Source organism: Streptomyces sp. B3I8, assembly GCF_030816915.1.
Lineage (GTDB): Bacteria > Actinomycetota > Actinomycetes > Streptomycetales > Streptomycetaceae > Streptomyces.
Window position 1 is genome coordinate 7,016,639 of the sequence record NZ_JAUSYN010000002.1, and the last position, 20,373, is coordinate 7,037,011.

Genomic DNA, 20,373 nt, shown 5'->3' on the forward strand with positions numbered 1-20,373 from the left:
TGTACGCGGGGCTCGACCGCGCCGCCGTACGGGCGTTCGGAGCGGTCGGCCGCCGGGAGTGGGCCGGATACGTACGCGTACCGGCCGCACTCTCCGGGCTTCTGCTGCTGGTGTGGTTCCCGCTGATCGGTGGTCGGACGGCGGACCGCTACCGGTCCGCCACCGCGCTGTCGGCCGACGGGTTCCTCGGCCGCTGGCTGCTGATCACCGCTGTCCTGTTCGGCGGCAGCGCGCTGCTGTTGCTGCTGCGGCTGCGCAGGGCGACGAAGCGGCGCCCGTCGGCCGAGAACTGACCGGCGGGCCGCCAGCCCGCGCGGGCGGCGTACCGGAGCAGCGCCGGTGCGCCGAGCCGGGCCCACGGGAACGGAGCGCCGGGCGGTTCGGCGGCGCCGCCCGCGCCGTACGGCTCCCGCACCAGGCGGACGTAGGCCCGCTCGTCGACGTCCGCCGCGGGCACCGTCTCGGTGAGCAACAGGCCCCCGGGGCGAACCAGTTCACCCATCCTGGTGAGGAGGGTGACGGGGTCGCCGCCGATGCCGACGTTGCCGTCGACGAGCAGCGCGGTGCCCCAGCGCCCCTCGTCCGGGAGCGGCTCGAACACCGAGCGGCGCAGCGCGTGTCCGCCGAGCCGGAGCGTGCGGGCCACGGCCGCCTCGCTGACGTCGATCCCGAGCGCGGTCCCGCCCCTCGCCGACAGTGCGGCCACCAGCCGACCCGGGCCGCAGCCGACGTCGAGCACCGGGCCCTCGCAGCGCCGCAGCACCTTCTCGTCGGCCGCGTCGGCCGCCGCGCACCAGCGTTCCACCTCCAGCGGCAGCAGCCACCCGTCGGAGCGGCGCAGGAAGAGGGGGCCGCGTCCGGTGCGCAGGGCCTCGGCGTACGGGTCCGCCGACCAGGAGGCCGGGGAACCCCGGTACGAAGAGGGGAGCGTACGGGCGGGGCGGGGCGTCGGGGCGACCGTCCCGGCCGGGACGGTGGCGGTGGCGGTGGGCGGGTTCGCCGGGCGTGCGGTCGTCATCGGGCGTCGCCCCGCACGGACCGGGGGGCGGCGGCGGCCCGTGCGGGGCGCCGGTCGGCCGGCGCCACCGGGTCCGGCCGATCCGGGTCCGGCCGATACCGGTCTGGCCGGTCCGTGCCCGAACCCGTCGTGAGACGCCCGAACTCGGCGGCGAAACGGCTGCCCGGAGCCGCCGCGGCGACCGCACGGGCGTCGGCGGCCGTGTCGACGTCGCGCAGCGGGGGCAGCGCACGCACCCGCAGCCCCGCGCGGAGCAGCCGGTCGCGCTGGACCGCGCCCGTGCGCGCCGTCGACATCGGCACCCCGCGCACCAGCGCCGGGTCGGGCGCGGCGAGACCCAGCGCCCAGAAACCACCGTCCTCGGCGAGCCCGAGGTACGCGTCGCAGTCGTCGAGGTCGACCGTGAGGAGCGCGGGTGTCACCTGGGGCGTGTCCATGCCGATGAGCAGGGCCGGGCCCCGGCACTGCGCGAAGGCCGCCGCCAGCCGCTCGTCCAGACCGCCCGCGCACTGCGGTACGACCTCGAAGCCGGGCGGGAGCCACGGCCCCGGCCGTCCGTCGAGGACCAGGACGCGCCGGGCGGCCGGGGCCGCCGCCACCGCGTGCAGGGTGTCGGCGAGCGCGGCCTCGGCCAGGGCGGCCGCCTGCTCGGGGGTGAACGGCGGCGTCAGCCGGGTCTTCACCCGGCCCGGCCGGGGCTCCTTGGCGATGACGAGCAACGTCGGCGGGGACGTGGGAGACGGCGGGGACGGTGTCATCGTGACGTACCTTCCTGCGCGGTGCGGCCCGCCTCCGCGGCGTGCCCGGTCTCCGGAACGTGGCCCGTCTCCGGCGTGTGGCCCGTCTCCGGGGCGGGGGCGGGCTCCGCGGCGTGGCGCGCCGGCGGTTCGGCGAGGACGCGGCGCATGTCGTGCACCGCCTGCCAGGTGCCGCGCCAGGTGCCGGTCACCTTCGAGACGCCGGTGCGCGGCAGGTACGGCACGTCGTGCTCGGCGACCCGCCAGCCGGCGTCGGCCGCGCGGACCACCATCTGCAGCGGATAGCCGCTGCGCCGGTCGGTGAGGCCGAGGCCCAGCAGCGCCTCGCGGCGGGCGGCGCGCAGCGGGCCGAGGTCGCGCAGCCGCAGCCCGGTGCGTCGGCGCAGCATCCGGGAGAGCGCCAGGTTGCCGGCCCGGGCGTGGGCGGGCCAGGCACCCGGCCCCTGCGGCCGGCGCCGGCCGAGCACCAGGTCGGCCCCGCCCGCGCGCACCTCGCGCACGAACGGGACCAGAAGCGAGGGGTCCAGCGAGGCGTCGCAGTCGCAGAAGCAGACGATGTCGGCGGTGGCCGCCACCAGCCCCGCGTGGCAGGCGGCGCCGAAACCGCGGCGCGCCTCGCGCACCACCGTGGCGCCGTGCGCGGCGGCGATCTCGGCCGAGCCGTCGGTGGAACCGTTGTCCACCACCACGGCGCGCCAGCCCGGCGGGATGCGTCGCAGCACCCACGGCAGGGCCTCGGCCTCGTTCAGACAGGGCAGGACCACGTCGACGTTCACATCGACGTTGAAGTCGACGTCCGCGGCGCCGGGCGGCGGGTCGTCCGGGGCGGGGGAGGGGGAAGAAGGGGTCGTCACGGCCCTCACCCTACGAATCCGAAAGGGATATCCCGGACATCGGCTCCTTACGAAACAGGGACGTCGCAGGCCGTCGGCGTCACCGCGGGCGACGCGGTGGGAGGCTGGTCGCATGCGACAGCCCAACGAGTCCCCGGCCCCCGAAGCGGCACCGCCGGACGCCACCGGAGCCCGGATCCTGGTCGTGGACGACGACCCCACCGTCTCGGAGGTCGTCTCCGGATACCTGGACCGCGCGGGTTACGTGGTGGACCGCGCCGAGGACGGCCCGGCCGCACTCGTCCGGGCCGCCGCGCACCGGCCCGACCTGGTCGTCCTCGACCTGATGCTGCCCGGAATGGACGGACTGGAGGTGTGCCGCCGGCTGCGGGAGCGCGGACCGGTGCCCGTCGTCATGCTGACCGCGCGCGGCGACGAGGACGACCGCATCCTCGGTCTCGAAGTGGGTGCGGACGACTACGTCACCAAGCCGTTCAGCCCGCGCGAACTGGTTCTGCGCGTGCAGTCGGTGCTGCGCCGCACGCGGCCCGGGCCGCAGACGCGCCCGCTGTCCGCGGCGGGCCTCGTCCTGGACCCCGCGGCCCGGCGTGCCACCAAGAACGGCGTCGAACTCGCCCTCACATTGCGGGAGTTCGACCTTCTGGCATTTCTGCTCGCCCACCCCCGGCAGGTCTTCGGCCGGGAGGAACTGATGCGCGAGGTGTGGGGCTGGGACTTCGGTGACCTGTCCACCGTCACGGTCCATGTCCGGCGACTGCGGGGCAAGGTGGAGGACGATCCCGCCCGCCCCCTGCTGATCCAGACGGTGTGGGGCGTGGGATACCGCTTCGAGCCCACGGGGACGACGGGGACGGGCCCGGCCGGGAACCGGGGCACCTTCGAGAACGCGGGTGCCTTCGAAGGCACGGGCACGGTCACGGGTACGGATGCCGCGTCCGAAGGGAGCGCCGGTCGTGCGTGACACGCTGCTCATCCTCCTGTTCGCCTTCCTCGGCGCGGCCTCGGCCGGGCTGCTCGGACTCGGCGCGCTGTGGCTGCTGCGCCGCCGTTCGCTCACCGCCTCCGTGGCTGTCGTCGCCGCCGTCGCCGTCGGGGCGATGCTCGCCGGCACCCTCGTGGTGGCCCAGGCCATGTTCCTGTCCGCGCACGACCTCTCCGTCGTCACCACGGTCGTCGCGATGGCCGCCGTCGTCTCCCTGGCCACCGCCCTGCTGCTGGGCCGCTGGGTGGTCGCCCGCAGCCGTGAACTCGCCCTCGCAGCACGCTCGTTCGGCGACGGTGGCGACTTCGCCGCACCCGCGAGCCCGGGCACGGCCGAGCTCGCCGAGGTCAGCCGCGAACTCGCCGCCACCAGCGCGAAACTCGCCCGCTCGCGGGAACGGGAGCGGGCCCTGGAGTCCTCCCGCCGCGAACTCGTCGCCTGGATCTCGCACGACCTGCGCACCCCGCTCGCCGGACTGCGCGCCATGGCCGAGGCACTGGAGGACGGGGTGGTCGCCGACCCCGACCGCTATCTGCGGCAGATCCGCACCGAGGTGGAGCGCCTCAACGGCATGGTGGGAGACCTCTTCGAACTCTCCCGCATTCACGCGGGCGCGCTGGCGCTGTCGCCGTCGCGGATGTCGGTGTACGACCTCGTCGGCGACGCCCTCGCCGGGGCGGATCCGCTCGCCCGTGAGCACGGGGTACGGCTCGTGGGGGACCGCATCGAGGCGGTGCCGGTGGAGGTCGACGGCAAGGAGATGAGCCGTGTCCTGGGCAATCTGCTCGTCAACGCGATCCGGCGGACACCGGCGGACGGAACGGTCGCGGTGGCGGCGGAACGGTCGGGGGACGGGGTGGTGCTGTCGGTCACGGACGCGTGCGGGGGAATTCCGGAGGAGGAACTGCCGCGCGTGTTCGACACGGGATGGCGCGGGACCGACGCGCGGACACCTCCGGCGGGCGCCGGGCTGGGCCTCGCCATCGTCCGGGGCATCGTGGAGGCGCATCGGGGCAGGGCGGAGGTGCGGAACGTGGTGGGCGGCTGCCGGTTCGAGGTGACGTTGCCGGTGGTGGGCGTCTAGGGCCCGCCCCGGCCCCCGCCTGCCTCCCGGCGCGCCCCTCGACCGGCCCCGGCGGGCGTGCGCCCCGACAGGCCGCGGCCCCCGGGCGCCGGTACGAACTCCCGCGCTCCTGCGGGCGCCCGTGCGAACTCCCGCACTCCTTCACGCCCGTGCGAACTCCCGCACTCCCTCCTCGAACGTGACCTCCGGCTTCCAGCCGAGTTCCGCCCGCAGCCGGGCCGAGTCCGCCGTGATGTGGCGGACGTCGCCCAGCCGGTACTCGCCGGTCACCGTCGGCCTCGGGCCTCCGCAGGCCGTGGCCAGGGCCTCGGCCAGGTCGGCGATCGTGCGCGGGGTGCCGCTGCCGGTGTTGTACGCGGTGAGCGCGCCCCCGGGCGCGTCCGCCTCCAGGGCCGCCGCGTTGGCCGCCGCCACGTCGCGGACGTGGACGAAGTCGCGGCGCTGGCCGCCGTCCTCGAAGACGCGGGGGGCCTCGCCGCGGGCCAGCGCCGAGCGGAAGAAGGAGGCGACGCCCGCGTACGGGGTGTCGCGGGGCATCCGGGGGCCGTACACGTTGTGGTAGCGCAGCGACACCGCCGAACCCCCGGTCGCACGCGCCCACGCGGCGGCCAGGTGCTCCTGGGCCAGTTTGGTCGTGGCGTAGACGTTGCGGGGGTCCACGGGGGCGTCCTCGCCGACCAGTCCCGGGGCGAGGGCCGCGCCGCAGCGCGGGCAGGGCGGCTCGAAGCGACCGGCGTCGAGATCGGCCGGCGTCCGCGGCCCCGGCCGCACCGCCCCGTGCCGCGCGCAGGCGTACGCGCCCTCGCCGTAGACCACCATCGAGCCCGCCAGTACCAGCCGTCGCACGCCCGCCTCGGCCATGGCCGCGAGCAGCACGGCGGTGCCGAGGTCGTTGCGGGAGACGTACTCCGGCGCGTCCGCGAAGCCGGTGCCGAGCCCGACCATCGCCGCCTGGTGGCAGACGGCGTCCACCCCGCGCAGCCGGGCGGCGACCGCCTCGGGGTCCCGCACGTCGGCGCCGTCCTCACGCATGTCCAGGGTGACGCTCTCGTGGCCGCGCGAGGCGAGCGCCTCGACGACATGGGACCCGATGAACCCGGCCGAGCCGGTGACCAGTACGCGCATGCCGACCACGGTAGGGCGGGCGGGGCCCGGCGTCGGCACCGTCCGCCCGCACGTCACCGCTCCGTAAGACCTCGCCCCGCCGAACGGCTGAGGGATCCGAAGACGCCGGGCGTTCACGGAGTCCTGGAGCGCGCCGGCAGTACGGACGCCGCCGCCCGCTGCGTCACCGGCAACGAACGCGGGTGATTCGATCCCTTCGCCGCGCGGTACGACATGTGCCGTGCAGACATTTCTTCCGTATCCGGACTTCACCGAGTCGGCCCGTGTCCTGGACCGCCGCCGGTTGGGCAAACAGCGCGTCGAGGCGCTCCAGGTGCTGCGCGGGCTGACCGTGCCGGGCTACGGCTGGCGCCGGCATCCGGCGGTGCGGATGTGGACGGGGTACGAGGAGGCCCTCGTCCGCTACGGGCTGCAGATGTGCCACGTCTGGCGCGACCTGGGCCACCAGGACAGCTGCGCGGCCACCATGGTCGCCGACCTCGCCGCCCACCGCCCCGGGACGCGGGTGCGGGAGCAGGCGGAACTGGCCGACGCCGGTGAACTGCCGCCCTGGCTCGGCGTTGACGAGCTGCACATCAGCCACCGCTCCGCCCTGGTCCGCAAGGACCCCGACTTCTACGCCTCGCACTTCCCCGGCGTTCCGGACGATCTGCCGTACTTCTGGCCCGGATCGGACCGCGGCGCGGAGTGAACCGTGGTCCCGCGTGCCACCCGGACGGCGTAGCTCGGCCCCTGTCATGCTGACGCCATGCCGATGCCCCCGCAGCTCCCGCCCGCTCCCGGGCCCGTCATCCCGGGGCCCGTCCCTCCCGAGCCCGTCCCTCCCGAGCCCGTCACCCCCGACGCGCCCGCCGCCCTGAAGTGGCCGTTGCTCACGCAGGAGTGGCTGGACCTCACCTTCGTCCACTGGGCGTTCGACCCGGACGCCGTCGCCCCGCTGCTGCCCGCCGGGACAGTGCCGGACGTGTACGAGGGGCGGACGTACGTCGGCCTGGTGGCGTTCCGCATGCACCGGGTCGGCTGGCTGCGCTCGCCCGGAGTGCCCTACCTCGGCTCGTTCCCGGAGACCAACGTGCGCCTTTACTCGGTCGACGCGCACGGACGGCGCGGGGTGGTGTTCCGCTCCATGGACGCCTCCCGGCTGCTCCCCGTCCTGATGGGCCGGGCGCTGTTCCGGCTGCCGTACATGTGGTCCCGGCTGGCCGTGCACCACAAGGGTGACCTGGTCGGCTACACCAGCGCCCGGCGCCGCCCCGGCCCCCGGGGCGCGTACTGCAGGCTGGTGGTGCGGCGCGGCGAGGCGATCGCCGAGCCGACGGGTCTGGAGCACTTCCTGACGGCCCGGTGGGGGATGCACAATGCCTTCTTCGGCGACACCGGCTTCCTGCCCAACGCGCATCCGCGCTGGCCGCTGCACCGCGCCGAACTGGTGGCCTGCGAGGAGAACCTGCTGGCGGCGGCCGGCCTGCCCGGCGAACCGGGGGAGCCGGTCAGCGTGCTGTACTCGCCCGGTGTGCCGGTGGAACTGGGCCGCCCCGCCCGCCCGGCGGGCATCCCGACACCTTGACGAGACGTCAGCGTCCGGCGGCCCGCAGGCCCGTCAACACCCGGTCCGGGGTGAGCGGCAGCTCGCGGAAGCGCACGCCGGTGGCATGGTGGACGGCGTTGCCGACGGCCGCCGCCGAGCCGACGATGCCGATCTCACCGATCCCCTTGCTGCCCATCGGGTTGGTGTGCGGGTCGTCCTCGTCCAGCCAGTACGCCTCGACGTCCGGCACGTCGGCGTGGGAGGGCACGTGGTACGACGCCAGGTCCGACTCGGCGAAGTCGCCGAACCCGGGGTCCGTCGTGCTGCCCTCGGTCAGCGCCATGCCCATCCCCATCGTCATGCCACCGATGAACTGCGAGCGCGCCGTGCGGGAGTTGAGGATGCGGCCGGCGGCGAACACCCCGAGCAGCCGGCGCACCCGGGTCTCCCCGGTGACCGTGTCCACGGCGACCTCGGCGAAGTGCGCGCCGAACGCGTGCCGCGCGTAGGGGCTCTCGGCGTCGGCCGATCCCGTGGTGTCGGCCAGTGCCCTCAGCCCGCCCTCCGGAACGCGGCCGTCGTGCTCGGCGAGCCGGGCCGCCAGCTCGGTGCACGCCTGGTGCACCGCCCAGCCCCACGAGGAGCTGCCGGCGGAGCCGCCGGCCAGCGGGGCGGGCGGCAGTTCCGTGCTGCCGACCTCGCTGTGCACCCGGTCCAGCGGCGCCCCGAGCGCGTCGGCGGCGACCTGCGCCAGGATCGTACGGGCGCCGGTGCCGATGTCGGTGGCGTTGATCCGCACCACGAAGGTGCCGTCGGGCCGGGCCTCGGCACTCGCGGCGGAGGGCCGCACCAGCACGGGATAGGTGGCGGCGGCCACGCCCGTGCCCACCAGCAGGGGGCCCTCGCGGCGGGCGCCGGGGCGCGGGTCGCGCCCGGACCAGCCGAAGCGGCGGGCCCCCTCGCGCAGGCACTCCACCAGGTGCCGGCTGCTGAACGGCCTTCCGCTGTCCGGCTCGGCGTCCGGCTCGTTGGCGATCCGCAGCTCGACCGGGTCCCGGTCCAGCGCCGTGGCGAGCTCGTCCATCGCGGACTCCAGCGCGAACATCCCGGGCGCCTCGCCGGGGGCGCGCATCCAGGACGGGGTGGGCACGTCGAGCGGGACGACCCGGTGCTCGGTGAGGCTGTGCGGCACCGCGTACATCACCCGGGCGGGCACCGCGGCCTGCTCCACGAACTCCTTGACGCGCGAGGTGTACGTCGTCACCTCGTGCAGCAGCCCGGTCAGCCGGCCGTCGGGCCCGCTGCCCAGCCGCAGCCGGTGCAGGGTGGGCGCCCGGTGGCCGGTGGTGGCGGGCAGCAGGCGCCGGGGGAGCGCGACGGTGACCGGGCGTCCCGTGTGCCGCGCGGCCATCACGGCCAGCACGACGTCCGGACGCGGGGTGCCCTTGGACCCGAAGCCGCCGCCCACGTGCTCGGCGGTGACGGTGATCCGGTCCTCCGGCAGCTCGAACAGCGCGGCCAGCGTGGCCCGTACGGTCGTGGCGCCCTGCGTGGACGCGTACACCCGCAGCCGGTCCCCGTCCCAGTGGGCGGTGGAGGAGTGCGGCTCCATCGGGTGGTTGTGCAGCGGCGGCACCCGGTAGGACACGTCCACCCGGGTGGCGGCCGAGGCGAACGCCGCCTCCGGGTCGCCCCGCAGGCGCCGGCCGGGGTACCCGCCGTTGGCCTGCTCGGGGGTGTACGCGGCCGGGTGGTCCGCGGTGAGCGTCACGTCGTGCTCCTCGGCCGCGTACTCCACCCGCACGGCGGCGGCGCCGGCCCGGGCCGCCTCCGGGCTCTCGCCGACGACGAGGGCGACGAACCAGCCGTGGTGCGGTACCCGGTCGTCCTGCAGCAGCTTCAGGGTCGGGTCGTCGGGCTCGGTCGTCCGGGGGGCGTCGTCCGGGGTCAGGACCGTGAGCACCCCCGGCAGTTCCAGGGCGGCCGAGGTGTCCAGGGAACGCACCCGGCCGCGCGCGACCGACGCGGCCACCGGCCACCCGAACGCCCGGCCGGGCAGCGGGTGTTCGGCGGCGTAGCGGGCCCGCCCCGTGACCTTCTCCCGCCCTTCGCGGCGCTCGGCCGGGGCGCCGACGGCGGAGCCGGTGGCGGCGACGGAAACCATGAGGTCCTCCTGACATGCCCTGCGGGTACGGAATGGGAAGCGATGCACGGAGTGGAGCGGGAAGCGATGCGCGGAGTGGGGAGCGGTGGGTGAACGGCGGCCGGGTGTGCGGCGGTGGCCGTCCCGGACGCCGGGATCAGACCGGCGTCGCGGTGCGGTGCGCCAGCCGGGTGAGGACGTCCAAAGCCACCCCCCGGGTCAGGGGCACCTTGTAGGCGTTGTCGCGCAGCGGCCGGGCCGCGCCGAGTTCCAGGTCGACGGCGTGTTCGAAGGCGTCGGCCGTGGGCGCGGCGCCCAGCAGCGCCTCCTCGGCCCGCCGCGCCCGCCACGGCCGGTGCGCCACCCCGCCGAACGCGATCCCGGCCCGGCGCACGACACCGTCCGCCACCTCCAGCACCGCCGCCACCGAGGCCAGCGCGAAGGCGTACGAGGCGCGGTCCCGGGCCTTGCGGTACGCCGAGGGCAGCCCGGCCGCGGCCGCGGGCAGCACGACCCCGGTGATCAGCTCCCCGGGGCGGATCTCGGTGTCCCGCTCGGGATGCTCTCCCGGCAGCCGGTGGAACTCCGTCACCGGCACGGTCCGCTTCCCGTCCGCGCCGTACAGCTCCACCCGGGCGTCCAGCGCGGCCAGCGCCACCGCCATGTCCGAGGGGTGCGTGGCGACGCACCGCTCGGAGTACCCGAGGACCGCGTGGTCGCGGTGCACGCCCGTCAGGGCGCCGCAACCACTGCCAGGCTCCCGCTTGTTGCACGGTTTGGTGACGTCCTGGAAGTACGGGCAGCGGGTGCGCTGGAGCAGATTGCCGCCGGTGGTGGCGACGTTGCGGAGCTGCCCGGAGGCGCCGGAGAGCAGCGCCTGGGAGAGCGCCGGGTAGCGGTCGCGGACGGCGGGGTGGGCGGCCAGGTCGCTGTTGCGGACGGTGGCCCCGACCCACAGTGCCCCGTCGGGCAGCTCGCGCACATCGTCCAGCGGCAGCCGGCTGACGTCGATCAGGGTGCCGGGCCGTTCCACGTCCAGCTTCATCAGGTCCATCAGATTGGTGCCGCCCCCGAGGTAACGGGCACCGGGGTGGGCGGCATGGGCGTCGACGGCCTCCTCGACGCTGCCGGCCCGCAGATACGTGAAAGGTTTCACGGCAGTACGTCCTCCACGGCCTCGACGATGTGCGGATAGGCGCCGCAGCGGCACAGATTGCCGCTGAGCCGCTCGCGGATCTCCTCCCGCGTCAGCGGCACCGGCTCGCCGGACGGCGCGGCCGGATCGGTGACGTGCGAGGGATGGCCCGCCACCGCCTCGCCGATCACGCCGACGGCGGAGCAGAGCTGGCCCGGGGTGCAGTAGCCGCACTGGAAGGCGTCGCGCTCCAGGAAGGCCCGCTGCAACGGGTGGAGCGGGCCGTCGCCGTCGTCGTACTCGCCGTTCTCGTGGCCGTCGGTGCGGTCCTCGGGCGGGGCGAGCGCCGGGAGGCCCTCGACGGTGGTGATCCCGCAGCCGTCCAGGGCCACGGCGGGGAGCAGACAGCTGTTGACCCGGCGACCGTCGAGCAGCACCGTGCAGGCGCCGCACTGACCGTGGTCACAGCCCTTCTTCGCCCCGACCACGTCGAGATCCTCGCGCAGCAGGTCCAGCAGGACACGCCGGTTGTCGACGGTGAGCGTGTGCGACACGCCGTTGACGCGGAGTGTCGTCGTGGACCGGCAGTGGTCCGGCAGGGTGCCGACGGCACCGCCCTCAGCGGGCGCCCCGCGTCCGGGGCCGGAGCCGGTGGGCCGGGCGCCGTCGCGGGACCGGTCGCCGGTGCCTGTCTCGTGGTGCGGACCGTCCATGGCGTGGGGAGCCTTCCGTCGCGGCGGGACGCGGTCGCGGCGCACGCGGCGGCCGGAGCCCCGCGGTGCCGTGGGAACCGCGTAACCAGGCTGCGGCACCTGACACGTCCCGGCACGCCGGAATCGGCGCGCGGCAGCATTCGGCGGGGACGGCATCGCCACTCCGGGGCGGGGCGGCAGCGCTGCCCCGGGGGCACGGCGTGTCTAGACAGTCACGACGATCTTGCCGTGGGTGTGGCCCTCCTGGCTGCGCGCGAAGGCGTCCGGGAGCCGCTCCAGCGGGTACGTCGCGGCGATCGGCACCGTCAGCTTCCCCCCGTCCGCCAGCCGGCCCAGTTCGGTCAGGTCGCCGCCGCTGGGCCGGACCCACATCCACTGCCCGCCCGCCTCGACGACACTGTTGTCGGCGATGGAGGCGTGCCGTCCACCCTCGGCGAGGACCGTCCGGGTGACGTCCAGGACACCGCCCACGAAGTCCGCCACCACGTCGACCCCGTCCGGCGCCAGCTCCCGCACCCGGTCGGCGAGCCCGTCACCGTAGGCCACGGGCTCGGCGCCCAGCTCGCGCAGCGTGTCGTGGCGCTCGGGCGAGGCGGTGCCGATCACCCGTGCGCCGAGCGCCACCGCGATCTGCACGCCCAGGGTGCCCACCCCGCCCGCCGCGTTGTGGATCAGCACCGTACTGCCCTGGCCGGTGCCCAGCCGGGTCAGCGTCTGGTACGCGGTCAGCCCCGCGAGCGGCAGTCCGCCCGCCTGCTCCCACGACAGCGACGCCGGCCGCCGGGCCAGGGCACGCACGGGTACGGTGACGAACTCGGCGAAGGTCCCGCCGTGCACGTAGTCCTTCCGCGCGTAGGCGACCACCTCGTCGCCGACCGAGAATTCGGGCACGTCGATGCCCACCTGCTCGACGACACCGGCCACGTCCCAACCGGGCACCACGGGGAAGACGGTGTCCATCAGGTCCTTCAGCCCGCCCGCCATGAGCTTCCAGTCGACGGGGTTGACCGACGCGCAGCGCACCCGTACGAGCACCTCGCCCGGGCCCAGGCGGGGGCGGGGCCTGCGGGTCTGCGAGAGCACCTCGTTGCCGCCGAAGCGGTCGTAGGTCATGGCGCGCATCGAGTCGTCCGCGATCCTGTCCTGGTCCGTCATGGTGGGTCTCCCTTTTCCGGTGGCCGGGTGCCGTCACTGGTGGTCGTGGGGGCGCGGGGGCCGGTCCATGCTCCAGGGCGCCGGACCGGTGCCGTCGCTCCACGCTTGCAGGGTGTCCCGATCGACGCAGAGGATGCCGCACTGCTCTGCGTACTCCACGGCGGGCGCGGTGAAGTCGCTCGTGCTCACCACGGCGGCGACCTCGGCCTCGTGCACGGTGTAGCAGGTGCCGCCGAAGCGCTGGAGGTCCTGCGAGCCGACCTTGTGGGTGTCGCCGTAGCGCTTGCACTGGACGACGAGACGCCGGCCGTCGGGAGCGAGCCCCACCACGTCCGCGCCGAGGTCCCCGGCGCCGCCGACCACCTCCACCTCCGTGCACCCGTCCCGCTCGCACAGCGCGGCGACCGCCTGCTCGAACGCGTCGGCGTCGAGCAGACCGTAGTCGACGGTGGTGTAGCGCACGGGGTCGGGATCCGGGCCGGGGTCGGGTCCGGGAACGAGGCCGAGGCCGGGGGCCGGGTCGGGGCGGAGGCCCGGTGCGCCCTCCGGTGCGAACTCCGTGGCGACGGGCGCGGGTTCGGCCGGGGCGCATCCGACGGGTGCGGGCTCGGCCGCCCGGGGACCGGCGGTGACGGGGGCCGGTTCCAGCGAGTCCAGCGACTCCAGGGCCGTCGTCGTCGCCGCGTCGAACGCGGTGATCGCGTTGCGTGCGGCCCGTCGCGCAGCTCGTCGCGCGGAGAAGCCGCGGCGCCCCTGCCGCAGGGCGAACGCGACGGACGACAGCACCACCAGACACAACGCCACCGCCGGCACCGGCCGGTGGGCCGCGGCCCGCGCGGCCGTCCGCGCGGCGAGCCCCGACCCCACCACCGCCAGGGCGAGCAGAGCGAAGAACAGCGAGGTCCGCCGCAGATCGAAATCGCGGCCGCGGCGTCGCGCACGTATCCGGCGCACAGGCGTGGTGGTGGTCATGGACGGCGGTCCCCCCTCGCGGATCACACTCCGAAGATCACTCTCCTCGAACGTGTGCCCAAGATCGCCGGAATATGCCGAACCCCGGCGGGACGCGTGATGCCGTACGTGTCCCGCCGGGGTGATCAGGTGCCGCGGCCTCGCTCAGCGGCGTGCGGTGTAACGCCGTGAACGGAGCAGCACCACCAGACCGGCGCAGAGCATCAGGGCGCCGGCCGCGGCGGGCCAGAGCTGCGACCCGGTCTCGGCCAGGCTGCCCTGCGAACCCTCGGCCTGCGGTACGGGGTTGACCGAACCCACCGAGTCCTGGTCGTCACCGCCCTCGGCACGGGAGACCGCGGAAGGGGAAGCAGAGCCGTCGGGCGCCGTGCCGGCCTCCGTGCGCCGGGCGTCGGACGCCACGGTCGACTCGGACTTCGGGGTGTCGGCCCCGGCCCCGGCCTTGGTGTCGGCGGTGCCGCCGGACGTCACGGCCCCGTCATCGGACCCCTTGGCGTCACCCTGCCCGTTCTGCCCGTTCTGCGTGCCGCCCTTGCCCGGGGTCTCGGTTGCGCCGCCGTTTCCGGTGTCGCCCTTCCCGCCGTTGTCGTCTTCCTTGCCGTCGTCACCGCCCTTGCCGTCGTCCTTCGTCCCGCCGTCGTCGTTCTTTCCGTCGTCGCCCTTGCCGCCGGTGTCGTCGCCCTTGTCGTCACCGGTCCCGTTCGCCGGCGGGGCGCCGGCGCCGCAGGTTCGGCCCTTGTTGAGGCAGTCCACGACCTGGTCCATCAGGCTCTGGTCCATGATGTTGATGAAGTCGTCGTGGTCGTTGATCGGCTTGTGCAACTGCTCGGGGAATCCGTCGACGGCGTAGGCGTTCTTCACCTGTCCGTTCTCGACGGTCGGGGCCGGGACGTCGTACACGAGGCGCATGGTGAGCTGCGGGATCGCCTTGAAACCATTGGCGCAGTTGCCGTCCGCGTCGGCGAAGGCCATGTGCGTGCGGTGGTTGGCGCTGTCGGTGTTCTGGCCGTCCCAGCAGCTCTGGAAGGAGAACGAGCGGACCACGTCACTGCCCTTGGGGCAGATCGGGTACTTGTCCGTGAGCTGGACCTTGTTCTCGAAGCCGGTGCAGCTGAAGTGCGCGTTGGCGTTGGCGGGGCCGTTGGTGAAGGCCTTCGCGTCACCGGTGATGATGCGCAGGAACTTCGGCATGGCGACGACCTTCGAGGCCGGGCTGCCGACGTACTTGATCTCGGCCTGCTTGGCGGTGAGGATCCTGCCGACGTTGCCCTCCTTGCCGCCGCCGTCGCTGTTCTGGTCGAAGTCCTGCGTACCGTCCTGGACGCGGACCACCGGCCAGTAGTACGCCGACTTGTCGCCCTGCTCCTTGCAGGAGGTGGCGGCCGCCGCGAACGTGTCGTTGTTCGAGAAGGCGTTGATGTCCTGGTTGCCCACGTAGTCGTGCAGGTGGTGCGCGCCGTTGGTCACGCCGGGCGCCGCGATGACGTTGTCGGTGTTGTAGTTCTTGTTCCCGTTGACCCCGCAGTCCGTGAGGAACGAACCCCGGGAGGCGTCCGCCCGCGCCGCCGGGGGGCTGCTCACGTTCGGCTTCACGGTGCGGATGTCGACGAAGTCCGAGGCGTCCGGACCGTTGCCGTTGCCGGCGCTCGGCGGCGCGGTGCCGCCACCGTTGCCCTCACCCTTGTCGGCATTGCCCGCGTCGCCGGAGCCCGCGTCGCCGGTGCTGCTGTCGCCGGCGGTGCCGCCCGGGGCGGTCTTCACCTCGCAGGCGGCCAAGTCGTCCAGCCCCGAGGGAGGCCGGCCGGTGGTCCTGTCGATGGAGTCGGTGATCCGGCCGATGCTCTCCGCCCGCGACTTCCGCAGCGGATCGAGGACTTCGCCCTTCACCTTCTCCCCGGCGGCGTCGCCGGACGCGGTACCCATCCGGGTCAGCCGCTGATAGGCGTCGGTGATCTGAGTGTCCATCGCGGCCAGGTCGTCGCTCACACCGGCCAGGGCCTTCTCCGGCAACTTGGGCAGGTGGTCGGCGACTTCGGGACAGTCGATGGTGCTCCCGGCGGCGCCGGCCGGTAGCTGTGCCGTCTCCGCCGCATTCGTCTCGGTCGCCGACGCGTAGGTGTTGACCGCGATCAGACCGGCCCCGCCGAGCATCAGTGCGATCGCCGCCGCCGTACTGCGCCGCGCGGCCTTCGGTCTCCTGCGGGTCCCTCCGGTCACGACTTCCTCCTCGACTTGCCACCGGACAGGGCGGAACCGCCCTCGGGCTCTATACGGAGCCGGGACACAGGATGTTCACAGCAGTCTCAGGAAAATCAAGGTTCCGTGATTGCGCGCGGCCGCGCGGGGGAAGGGCGCCTCGGCGCGGGCGGCGCACCGAAGTTGACGGTGTCTCGCGCCACCCGGCCGAGGGAGCACAGACCGGGCTGTTCGGCCGTCTCGGTCGTTCCGCACTCTCGACCGGCCGTTCGGCCTCCCGGGTTCAGCCGGGGAGCTTGGCCTTCAGGCCCTTCGCGCCGGCCCGGACGCTGCCCGCCGCGGCCCCGGGAAGCGCGCCCATCCGGGCCGAGCGGTGCACCAGCCTCGCCTCGCGCCGCAACTCCTTGGCGGTGTGCCGGCCGCGCCACAACAGGGACGGGACGCCACCGGTGTCGTCCGCGGCGACGAGGAGTCCGCCCAGCATCGACACGTTCTTGAGGAAGTGGATGCGCTGCTGGGCGCGGTCGGCGTCGTCCTCCGCCTCCCAGAAACGGTGGGCCGCCAGCGTCGTCGGCACGAGCGTGCCGGCGAGGGCCAGGGCGGAGAGCCGGGGCATGCGGCCGAGCCCCAGCAGCAGGCCGGCCGCGACCTGAACGGCACCGTTGAGCCGTACGGACTGCAGGGTGCTGTCGGGCAGCACCTTCACACGGTCGGACAGGGGCTGGACCACGGACTCGGCGGCCTCTGCCACCCGCTCCGGGTGACGGACGGAGTCCAGGCCGCCCGTGATGAACATGGAGGCCAGCATCGGACGGCCCAGCACTCGCAACAGACTCATGGTCGAACCTCTCGGACAGGTGGGACGGCTAGGACGGGCGCATTCGCGCGGCGCGGCACACAGGACCAGCAGCGGGACCAGGACCGCGCGCGGCCAGTGCCGGGTTCCCCACCGGCCCGGCGGTCAATCCGTCCCGCCGTCGCACCGCCACCGGCCCGTCACCGCTCGGGCCGCACCGTCGCTCGCGTCTCGTCGGTGAGGTGACGGGTGTCGAGCGGCAGCCGCAGGGCGTTGCGCCGGTGCGCCGCCTTCCAGTCGGCCTCCAGCGGCGAGGGCGGGACCGCGAGGACCGGGCAGGCGGCATGGGCGACGCAGTACCGGCTCACCGAGGGCGACAGCAGGCGGTGCAGCCGCCCGCGCCGGCCGGCGCCGACGACCAGGAGGTCACCGGCACGGTCGGCGATCTGCACCAGGGCCCGCCCGGCCGGCCCCCGTCCGAGGACGGCCCGCAGCGGCACCCCGGGTCCCGCCGTGCCGAACGTCTCGTGGAGCACCGTCAGCAGGGCGCGCCTGGCCGCCCGCCGCCACTCGTCGAGCAGGGGTTCGATACCGGCCGGGCGGTGGGCGGTGAGCTCCCCGCCCGGTACGTCCCAGGCGAGCACGGCCCACATTTCGGCGCCCCTGCGCCGGGCTTCCTCGGCGGCCCGGTACAGGGCCGTTCGGCTGCTGAGGGAATCGCTCGCACCGACCACGACACGAGCGGCTTCCACACCGTCGGCTTCAGACATGACCTCACCGTTCCACGTGTTCGTCTCCCGGACCGCCGCGCACACCCGCGTGCGCCGCTCCCACGGGCGACGTTTGCCCGGAGAGGGCCGTCCGGCTCACTCCCGGCACGGACCTTCCGGGTACCCGCTCGACGGCGGTGCGCACGTCCGTGTTCGGCCACGCCGACCCCGCGGGGCATGAGGACGGCTCCGGGAGCCGGACACTCACTGTCAGATCCGGTCGACCGACCGTACACTGCAACCCACGCGTGCGCGGGCCGGGTTGGGACTGCGACCCGCGCGTGCGCGGCCGGGGTGAGTGGGGGGAACGGCATGTCCGGGGATCAGTACGGCACGTCCGGATTCGGCGGCGACGACAGAGCCGGCGGCAGCAGAGACGACGGAACCGGCGACGGCAGAACGGGTGACCGGCCGGAAGCGCCCGGAGGACGGCCGGGTGGCGAGCCCGCAGGCCGGGCCGGCGCGGCCGGGAACCGGTCGGACGCGGGCTGGAGCCGACCCGTCCCGCTCCAGGGCGGTCGGCCCGAGCCGCCCGGGACGCCGTACGGCCCACCGGGCATTCCGCCCGGCCCCGCGGGACCTCCGTCGGCCCCGTACGGCACCCCGGACACCCCGGGCACCCCGGACGGGTCGCCCGGCACGCCGTACGGGGACGGATTCCACGTTCCGCCCATGCCCTCCTCCCCGCCGCCCGCCCCCGCGGACGGCCCGCGGGCCGCCGCCGTGGCACTGCTGAACCTCAGCGGTCTCGGGCTCGGGTACGCGCTCGTCCGCCGCCCGCTCGCGGCCCTGCTGTGCTGCGCCGCGACCGCCGGCCTGCTCCTCGTCGCGCTGCCCGCGGACCCGGACGGCGTCCCGGCGCTCGCCCTCGTCCTCTACGCCGTCCTCCTCCTCGCCGCCGCCGCCCACGGGGCCGTGGTGGGCCTGCGCACCCGGCTCGCGTGGCCGCCGCGGACCCCCCTGGCCCTCGCGCTCGGCGTCCTGCTCCTCGCCGTCCCCGCGGGCGGCGCCGTGTTGTACGACGGCGCCCGCGACGAGGCCACCGAGCAGATGCTCCTGGACCGGCTGGACCGCGCCGACCACTTGGTGGAGGCCGCCTCCGAGCAGCCGTTCGAGGAGGCCAGGGCCGACTACCGCCGCGCCCTGAACGCCTACGACGCCCTCGCCACGGACCACCCCGGCTCCCGCGCCGCCGCTCGTGTGCCCGACCGGCTGCACGACTTCTACACGGCGGTCGGTGCGCCCTACGCGCGTCGCCAGTACTGCGACGCCGTGCCGGCGCTCACCTTCCTGCGCACCGTGCCCCGCACGGTCGGCCGCGAGCAGCTCGGCCCGCTGACCCGCTGGCCCGACGACCGGCTGGCCACCTCCCTCTACCGCTGCGCGTCGGACGGGCTCACCTCCGGCGACGGCGGTGGCTCGGGCGGCGGCGACGGCGGCGCGGAATGGCCGGGGCTCTTCGGGGACCTGCTGACCACGTTCCCGCGGTCCGCGCAGGCGGCCGAGGTGGAACCGGCCGTGAAGTCGGCGGTCGGCAAGGCGGTCGAGGCCGTGGACGGGAAGGAACCGTGCACCGCGGTCTCCCGGCTCGAAGGCCTCTCCGCGCAGATCACCGATCTGCCGGGGGAGGAGGCCGGTGTGGACGAGGCCCTGGCCAAGGACGCCGACCGGGCCGGCCGGGGCGCCGACGAAGGCGCCTACGCCTGCGGCGTCGACGAGTACAAGGACAAGGACTTCGACGCGGCCCTCAAGAGCATGAACGACTTCCTCGAGCACAACAGGCATCACAAGAACCGGGCCCGCGCCCAGAAGATCGCCATCGCCGCGGAGGTCGCGCAGACCGTCCCGGCCGCGGGCAGGCGGCTGCCCACGACGGCCTCCGGCGGGAGCATCTCGGTCACGGTCAAGAACGACAGCCCCGACGACATCAGGGTCCTCTACACGGGCCCGGTCACCGGCAGTTTCACCCTCGGGGGATGCGGCGGCTGCACGGAGTACGACTGGGGCAGCACCCTGTCCCCCGGCTTCGAGCCGTGCGGCAGGAGCGGCCGGCACTACCCGCAACGGACGATCACGCTGCCCGCCGGCACGACGTACTTCGTCCACAAGTCCCGCTCCGGCTCGACCACCACGACGCCGTCGTCCGACACGGCCGAGCTCCGCCCCGGGTACGTGTATACGGAATGCGCCTATACGACACGGGGACTGGGCGCCGGCACGGGCACGGGCAGCGACGTCTGAGCACTCACCCCACCCGCTCCCGCGTGGTCCCGAGTGGTCCCGCGCGAGGGCTCAGTGCGCCGGCGTCTGCGTGCCGAGGACCGTCAGCAGCGCCAGCCGGTCGGCGTCCTCGCTGCCCGGCTCCGCCGTGTACACCATGATCCGCAGATCGCTGCCGGACACGGAGAGCACGTCGCAGTCCAGCATCACGGCCCCCACCCGCGGGTGATCGATGATCTTGCGCGCCGCCTCGTGCACACCGACCGCCCCGGAGTCCCACAGCTCGGCGAACCGCTCGCTCCGCGCCCGCAGCCCGGCCACCAGATCCCGCAGCCGCGGATCGTCGGGGTAGCGGGCGACGGTCGCCCGCACATCGGCCACGAGCGCCCGCTCGAACGCCCGCAACGACTCCGGGGTGTGCCGGGCACGGCTGCCCGGCCCGACGAAGTGCCGCCACACACTGTCGCGTTCATTGCCCCGCCACCCCGACGGATCGCCCATCAGCGCCGCGTACGGCGGATTGGCGAACAGCAGCGTCCAGGACGCGTCGAAGACCGCGACCGGCGTCTCCGCCAGCCGGTCCAGCATCCGCTGCACGCTCGGCGTCACATGGGTCGGCACGGTGTTGCCGCCCGGCGCGAGCAACCCGGCCAGCCGGAACAGATGGGCCCGCTCGGTGCCCGACAGCCGCAGCGCCCGCGCGAGCGCCTCGACGACCTGGGGCGAGGGGTTCGACGCCCGGCCCTGTTCGAGTCGGGTGACGTAGTCGACCGAGATGCCGGCCAGCATGGCCAGCTCCTCGCGGCGCAGCCCCGCCGCCCGCCGCTGCCCGCCGGCCGGGAGCCCGGCCGCCTCCGGGGACACCCGGTCCCGCCAGCGGCGCACCGCACCGCCGAATTCCCCTGTGGCCATGCTCCCCAGTGT

Annotated in this window: 18 protein-coding genes; 5 read left to right on the top strand and 13 right to left on the bottom strand. The window is 74.8% G+C overall.

Going from position 1 to position 20,373, the window contains the following annotated elements; translation table 11 throughout:
• Positions 1–148: 148 nt before the first annotated feature.
• The 3 genes from QFZ64_RS32945 to QFZ64_RS32955 are packed head-to-tail and all read right to left on the bottom strand — an operon-like array spanning position 149 to position 2,639.
• On the bottom strand, positions 149–1,018 hold the full coding sequence (locus QFZ64_RS32945) for a bifunctional 2-polyprenyl-6-hydroxyphenol methylase/3-demethylubiquinol 3-O-methyltransferase UbiG (RefSeq protein ID WP_307071128.1): 870 nt from the start codon (positions 1,016–1,018) through the stop codon (positions 149–151).
• Positions 1,015–1,776 carry a DUF2064 domain-containing protein gene (locus QFZ64_RS32950; protein ID WP_307071129.1) on the bottom strand — a complete coding sequence of 254 codons (762 nt, stop codon included), beginning with the start codon at positions 1,774–1,776 and terminating at the stop codon, positions 1,015–1,017. The genes QFZ64_RS32945 and QFZ64_RS32950 overlap by 4 nt, the downstream gene beginning before the upstream one ends.
• The gene (locus QFZ64_RS32955) at positions 1,773–2,639 is read right to left on the bottom strand and encodes a glycosyltransferase family 2 protein (RefSeq protein WP_307071130.1); all 867 of its coding nucleotides are present in this window, start codon (positions 2,637–2,639) and stop codon (positions 1,773–1,775) included. The genes QFZ64_RS32950 and QFZ64_RS32955 overlap by 4 nt, the downstream gene beginning before the upstream one ends.
• 103 nt (positions 2,640–2,742) lie before the next feature.
• Between QFZ64_RS32955 and QFZ64_RS32960 the strand changes: the two genes are divergently transcribed.
• Entirely contained in the window at positions 2,743–3,591 is an 849-nt protein-coding gene (locus tag QFZ64_RS32960) for a response regulator transcription factor (RefSeq protein ID WP_307071131.1), read from the top strand.
• Positions 3,584–4,696, top strand: a complete 1,113-nt coding sequence (locus QFZ64_RS32965; protein WP_307071132.1) for a sensor histidine kinase KdpD — start codon at positions 3,584–3,586, stop codon at positions 4,694–4,696. Before QFZ64_RS32960 ends, QFZ64_RS32965 begins: the two co-directional genes overlap by 8 nt.
• 141 nt (positions 4,697–4,837) lie before the next feature.
• Here the strand turns inward: QFZ64_RS32965 and QFZ64_RS32970 are convergent, their stop codons facing one another.
• Positions 4,838–5,821, bottom strand: a complete 984-nt coding sequence (locus QFZ64_RS32970; protein WP_307071133.1) for an NAD-dependent epimerase/dehydratase family protein — start codon at positions 5,819–5,821, stop codon at positions 4,838–4,840.
• Between the two features lie 220 nt (positions 5,822–6,041).
• On the opposite strand from QFZ64_RS32970, the gene QFZ64_RS32975 reads away from it, so the two are divergent.
• Positions 6,042–6,512 (top strand): MSMEG_6728 family protein, encoded by a 471-nt coding sequence (locus QFZ64_RS32975; RefSeq protein WP_307071134.1) that lies wholly within the window; start codon positions 6,042–6,044, stop codon positions 6,510–6,512.
• A 63-nt stretch (positions 6,513–6,575) separates the two neighbouring features.
• The gene (locus QFZ64_RS32980) at positions 6,576–7,388 is read left to right on the top strand and encodes a YqjF family protein (protein ID WP_307071954.1); all 813 of its coding nucleotides are present in this window, start codon (positions 6,576–6,578) and stop codon (positions 7,386–7,388) included.
• Between the two features lie 7 nt (positions 7,389–7,395).
• On the opposite strand, the gene QFZ64_RS32985 is transcribed toward QFZ64_RS32980, so the two are convergent.
• The 8 genes from QFZ64_RS32985 to QFZ64_RS33020 all read right to left on the bottom strand — a co-directional run bounded on the left by QFZ64_RS32985 (position 7,396) and on the right by QFZ64_RS33020 (position 17,229).
• Complete coding sequence (locus QFZ64_RS32985; RefSeq protein WP_307071135.1) at positions 7,396–9,513, bottom strand: xanthine dehydrogenase family protein molybdopterin-binding subunit; 2,118 nt, start codon at positions 9,511–9,513, stop codon at positions 7,396–7,398.
• A 136-nt stretch (positions 9,514–9,649) separates the two neighbouring features.
• A complete protein-coding gene (locus QFZ64_RS32990) occupies positions 9,650–10,648 on the bottom strand; it encodes a xanthine dehydrogenase family protein subunit M (protein WP_307071137.1) in 999 nt (332 codons plus the stop codon).
• Positions 10,645–11,340 (bottom strand): 2Fe-2S iron-sulfur cluster-binding protein, encoded by a 696-nt coding sequence (locus QFZ64_RS32995; RefSeq protein ID WP_307071138.1) that lies wholly within the window; start codon positions 11,338–11,340, stop codon positions 10,645–10,647. The genes QFZ64_RS32990 and QFZ64_RS32995 overlap by 4 nt, the downstream gene beginning before the upstream one ends.
• A 204-nt stretch (positions 11,341–11,544) precedes the next feature.
• Positions 11,545–12,462 carry an NADP-dependent oxidoreductase gene (locus QFZ64_RS33000; protein WP_307071955.1) on the bottom strand — a complete coding sequence of 306 codons (918 nt, stop codon included), beginning with the start codon at positions 12,460–12,462 and terminating at the stop codon, positions 11,545–11,547.
• Positions 12,463–12,528: 66 nt separating this feature from the next.
• Entirely contained in the window at positions 12,529–13,467 is a 939-nt protein-coding gene (locus QFZ64_RS33005) for a restriction endonuclease (RefSeq protein WP_307071139.1), read from the bottom strand.
• Between the two features lie 144 nt (positions 13,468–13,611).
• Complete coding sequence (locus tag QFZ64_RS33010; RefSeq protein WP_307071140.1) at positions 13,612–15,684, bottom strand: DUF1996 domain-containing protein; 2,073 nt, start codon at positions 15,682–15,684, stop codon at positions 13,612–13,614.
• A gap of 262 nt (positions 15,685–15,946) precedes the next feature.
• Positions 15,947–16,501, bottom strand: coding sequence for a DoxX family protein (locus tag QFZ64_RS33015; RefSeq protein ID WP_307071141.1), 555 nt, complete (start codon positions 16,499–16,501; stop codon positions 15,947–15,949).
• A 158-nt stretch (positions 16,502–16,659) separates the two neighbouring features.
• On the bottom strand, positions 16,660–17,229 hold the full coding sequence (locus QFZ64_RS33020) for a universal stress protein (RefSeq protein ID WP_307071142.1): 570 nt from the start codon (positions 17,227–17,229) through the stop codon (positions 16,660–16,662).
• Positions 17,230–17,901: 672 nt separating this feature from the next.
• On the opposite strand from QFZ64_RS33020, the gene QFZ64_RS33025 reads away from it, so the two are divergent.
• A complete protein-coding gene (locus QFZ64_RS33025) occupies positions 17,902–19,470 on the top strand; it encodes a hypothetical protein (protein WP_307071143.1) in 1,569 nt (522 codons plus the stop codon).
• A gap of 51 nt (positions 19,471–19,521) precedes the next feature.
• Here QFZ64_RS33025 and QFZ64_RS33030 read toward each other — a convergent pair whose 3' ends face one another.
• The gene (locus tag QFZ64_RS33030) at positions 19,522–20,361 is read right to left on the bottom strand and encodes a helix-turn-helix transcriptional regulator (RefSeq protein ID WP_307071144.1); all 840 of its coding nucleotides are present in this window, start codon (positions 20,359–20,361) and stop codon (positions 19,522–19,524) included.
• Positions 20,362–20,373 lie beyond the last annotated feature (12 nt).